Below are 4,441 nucleotides of genomic sequence, written 5' to 3'. Positions count from 1 at the left end.
CAAGCAAAAGTCCTCTCTACCACCCACCTTCTCGGCTGTACTGAAAATCCAGGATCCCGTTGTGGCAATAGTTCTAGTGGTGTATCTTTATGCACCCAAAACCTACATGGAGGCCTTTTGACAATTTCAATATCTATCCCATATTCTCTCTTTACGTAATCCTTTAAATCTTTTCCTTGGTATCCCATATCAGCCCACATTTTCTTAATATTGCTGTATTTTTCCTTCATATTGTCCAATGCCATCTTCACCCCATCTCTGTCATTTTCGCTTGCAGCTCCTACATAGCAACCAAGCACAAATCCTTGAGTATCTGTGATTATATGTCTTTTTCTCCCCTTTACCTTTTTCGCACCATCATAACCTTTGACCCCCCTTTTTCCGTGGTTTTTACCGATTGACTGTCCACTATGCATGCGCTCGGCTTCCCATTTTTGACCTACTATATTTAGTGATATCATAGTTCATTTTCTCAAAAATTCCCTGCTTTTTCCATCTTCTAAACTGTTCATGCACAGCCTTCCACGGCGGAAAATCGTGTGGTAAATAGCGCCATTGACATCCTGTGCGCAGTATATAAAGAATTGCATTTACTATCTCACACTTACTGTATTTTGGTGGCCTTCCTCCTTTCTTGTACGATACTCTGAAGTGTTTTTCTATTCTTGCCCATTCCCTTTTACTTAAATCTGTTGGATATTTTTTCCTCATCTCTTACCTCAATATTCTTTCTTTATATACCACGTATTCCTTAGTTTGTGGACAACCTCTAATGGTAATTTCTACACTTTGTGGAATTTTATAATATATAATAAACACAATTAAAACTATTACAACTTGAACACTTATGATCCCATTGTTCTAGTTCCCTGTTACAATTTTTACACTTCCAGCCTGGATCAGGCAAAGCTTCTGAGCCCATCTTGTTTAGCCAATAAATTACCTTGTCGTGTTCTTGCAGTGTAACCTTGAGTTGTATTACAATAAAGTAGATTGACATGTAATTAGCTTTTTTCATAGCAGTGTCTAAATATTGACTTGCAAGATCATATTTGCCTGAACTCATTGAGGACAAAGCAAGTAAACAGTAACTAAAATAATAATCAGGGCGTAAGTTGTATAGTCTTTCAGCACCTTTACTATTTAAATTGATGTACATTTTAGCTGACTGAGGAGTAGGATTTACTGTATACTCTGCCTCTAGCACTGCAGAAGCTTTTCTGATTTTTCCAAGTTTAATATATAATTCTGCCTTTAAATAATTGATGGGCTGAAAAATTGCACTATAACGTTGTGCTCTAAATAAAGACTTTATGGCCTCCTTAAAATTTCCTTTACTTTCATATTGCTTTGCTAAAGCGCAATAAAACACTGCAAACATTTCTTTATGATCAAAGGGGAGAAAAATATTGGACTTAACTGCTTCCTTCAACCTCAAAATTGCATTAATCCAATCTTCTTTCAATATGCCATGCTCTATTTGAAAGGGAATAGATAGCATTTTATCGTTAATTGAACTAGAGCAATATTCTATAAATTTTTGAAAGACTACTTTTTCTTGTTTGAGGTGGACAATCAGCTTATTGGCTAGAAGTAGAGCTAAGTTACGATTTTTATTTGCAATATTTGTTAAACCGTTACTGAAAAAGCTGTAATTTCCCGTCTTACCTGAGTTAAAGAGCTTTATTAAAGACAGCCTATCGCTCTCCTCACTCAGACTTTTAACTAGCTTTTGGGCATTCTCTATATTGTCTAAGTCTATGCTAAAGAAAGCTTCAAAGAGAAGCAATTCTTCCCTATCCCTTCTTCTATATCTTATGTTGGCAAATGTTGATGAAATGGAGGAAAAAAAGCGTACAAGTGTAATTAATAAAAATAATAAAACTACACAAGTAAAAATAATGAAATATAGATCAATACTTATAGTGTAATTGCCTAATTCCAATTTTATTACTTCACCACTTACCTTGACCCATATACCAAATAAAAACGAAAAAGCGAAAATTATAAAATAAATCATGAGATATATTGTAACAAGTGATGATATATTGTTGAAATATTCTTAGAAGCTACAATAAAACCATTCAATTTATTCAGCCATGGCTTGAATTCTGAATGCGTTAAATTGCTTACTGTAACAGTTATATTTTGCCAATCATTATCATTTATTGACTCCTCAATTTCTGCGAATTTTACTCTTAATGGATCATTTCGGTCGTCTACCTTTACCCAGTTTGAAATGATTTTTTTAGACAATGTACTTTTGTTGTAATCGATAGTATCAACAGTTTTTTCAAAAGATAACTTCAATTCGTGTAAGGTATTTATCTCTTTCAAATTTTCTAATTCATCTACTGCATTTTCTATCTCTGGATCGTCAAGCTCTGATATCAAAGGCTTTATTGAATTTATATGGTTATCAAATTTTGCTTCTCGCAATAACGAATTCTTCATTTTAACCACAAGTAATAGCAATTTTGCAAGGTTCTTACATCTTGAGTTATCATCACCTTGCTCACATTGAGTATGCTGACTTCTCTTGAGGTCAAATATCTTTTTTTCTATTCTAGATTGATTAACTTCAAGCAACATTCTAAATTCATTCATGTTTTCCGTTAAAGCTTTCACATTGTTTTCACTCTCTTGCTGATTTATTTTTAAAAAGATTATGTTATTTATTGTGATGTAACCGGTAAATAACAATACAATTAAGAACCAACCTATGTACTTTTGCTGAGTATCATTCATAACGTAGTATCTCCGCAGGATCTTGTGCAGCTGCCTGCAATGCAGGAGCAATTGTCGCTAAAAATGATAAGAATAATGCAAGTGCAGAAATGTTCACTACATCTTGAGAAACTAATATCATTGGCAAACTTGAAAAAAAGTATATCATAGGATCAAACAGCTTGACGTTAGTAATGTTTTCTAAAAACACTCTAATGCTTTCGATATTGAGAGAAAAAACGACACCTATAATACAGCCAAGACAAGTTCCCGTAAAACCGATTAATAGACCACAAGCGCAAAATATGCGCATAATGCTTCCACTTGTTGCACCAAATGTACGCATAATTGCAATCGCGGATTTCTTTTCTTGCACTATCATCATTAAATTTGAGACAATATTAAACGCTGCTACAACTATAATCAAAGTGAGAATTAAAAACATCACATTTCTTTCAGTTTTTAAAGCACTAAAATAATGGCTTTGCTGTGATTGCCAACTTTCAGCTTCCATTCCTATTTCTTTTTCTATAGCATCTGCCAGCTTATCAGCTCTAGTAACGTCGTCTACAAGTACTTCTATATTTTTTATGCTATTTTTATAATTAAAAAAGGCTTGTGCTGATTTTAGAGGCATATATATCAAGGTATTATCATACTCAAACATACCCATATCAAATATTGCTATAACTTTATATTTTTTCATTCGCGGCATTTCACCAAGTAATGCATCAAATTCTTCAGATGATATAAACGTAATTTCGTCGCCATAGTCAATGTTCAAAACTTCTGCTAAGCGTGCTCCTATTATTATCCCTTCATCAAATTTTTTTACATCACCTATAATCACATTATTTGTAACGGCAGTACTATCAAGCAAATCTTTAGTTGACACACCTCGCACTACGCTACCTGCAATTTTACCATTTGCTACAATAATAACTTGATCATTGGTCATAGGAGTAGCTTTTAATATACCAGGAATTCTCTCAATAGATTTTGAAACTGCGTAGTAATCTGAATTTATGTTCCTATCAAAATAAACGTTAATATGGCCATCAATGCCAAGTATTGAGTCAAGCAACTTTGCTCTGAATCCGTTCATCACAGACATCACCACTATTAGTGTTGCAACTCCAAGGGCAATGCCGATAATAGAGAACAAAGTCATTATAGAGCAAAATCTGGCATTTCTTGCTCGCAAATAGCAAGCAGCCATAGTAATTTCAAAGGCAATGGACATTACAAAATATTTTGAGGTTAGACATTATATTTTTGAAACTTCGTATAATTGTAGACTTTTCTTTATTTAAAAACTAGAGATTTTTGCTTCCTTAAATTTAGCAGACTTATAGAGTATCTTTAACATTAGAATTTCAAAATCTTCCATATACATCATCCAACCTCACTATATCATTATCAGATAAATGCTCTCCTATCTGAAATTCAACTATTTCAAGTGGAAAGCTTGTGCTTTTATAACATAGAAAAAATCAAGAATATTATTGGGTTTATTCAATAAGTTATAATTCTTTCCTTCCATAATTTTCAAATTGTACAACTAGTTGCTTTACATTTACATCTGTGAGAAGAGCATTTTTGCTAACATGAGGTCTCGGATCAGATTTCGCTGATAAGGGATTCATCTGAGAACCTGTTTAAAATCTTCGTAATAGGAGAGAAATGAAGGAAAGGACAATCATTTGCAAGCTGG

At 33.4% G+C, this 4,441-nt stretch carries 4 protein-coding genes and 1 pseudogene; all 5 read right to left on the bottom strand.

Annotated elements, in window-relative coordinates; translation table 11 throughout:
- Positions 1–711: pseudogene (locus tag OZD63_RS03775) on the bottom strand (IS5 family transposase); the annotation flags it as partial.
- A gap of 88 nt (positions 712–799) precedes the next feature.
- The gene (locus tag OZD63_RS03770; protein WP_274980069.1) at positions 800–2,020 is read right to left on the bottom strand and encodes a heme biosynthesis protein HemY; all 1,221 of its coding nucleotides are present in this window, start codon (positions 2,018–2,020) and stop codon (positions 800–802) included.
- Positions 2,017–2,748 (bottom strand): hypothetical protein, encoded by a 732-nt coding sequence (locus OZD63_RS03765; protein WP_274980070.1) that lies wholly within the window; start codon positions 2,746–2,748, stop codon positions 2,017–2,019. The genes OZD63_RS03770 and OZD63_RS03765 overlap by 4 nt, the downstream gene beginning before the upstream one ends.
- Positions 2,741–3,970, bottom strand: coding sequence for a lipoprotein-releasing ABC transporter permease subunit (locus OZD63_RS03760; protein ID WP_275008159.1), 1,230 nt, complete (start codon positions 3,968–3,970; stop codon positions 2,741–2,743). The genes OZD63_RS03765 and OZD63_RS03760 overlap by 8 nt, the downstream gene beginning before the upstream one ends.
- 280 nt (positions 3,971–4,250) lie before the next feature.
- Positions 4,251–4,373, bottom strand: a complete 123-nt coding sequence (locus OZD63_RS03755; protein WP_275008157.1) for a hypothetical protein — start codon at positions 4,371–4,373, stop codon at positions 4,251–4,253.
- Positions 4,374–4,441: the final 68 nt, after the last annotated feature.

The sequence above is a fragment of the Wolbachia endosymbiont of Drosophila leontia genome, from assembly GCF_028981785.1.
In the GTDB taxonomy this organism is placed as follows: Bacteria; Pseudomonadota; Alphaproteobacteria; order Rickettsiales; family Anaplasmataceae; genus Wolbachia; species Wolbachia pipientis.
The sequence above is the reverse complement of the archived record's forward strand: the minus strand, read 5'-3'. Positions and strand labels throughout refer to the sequence as shown.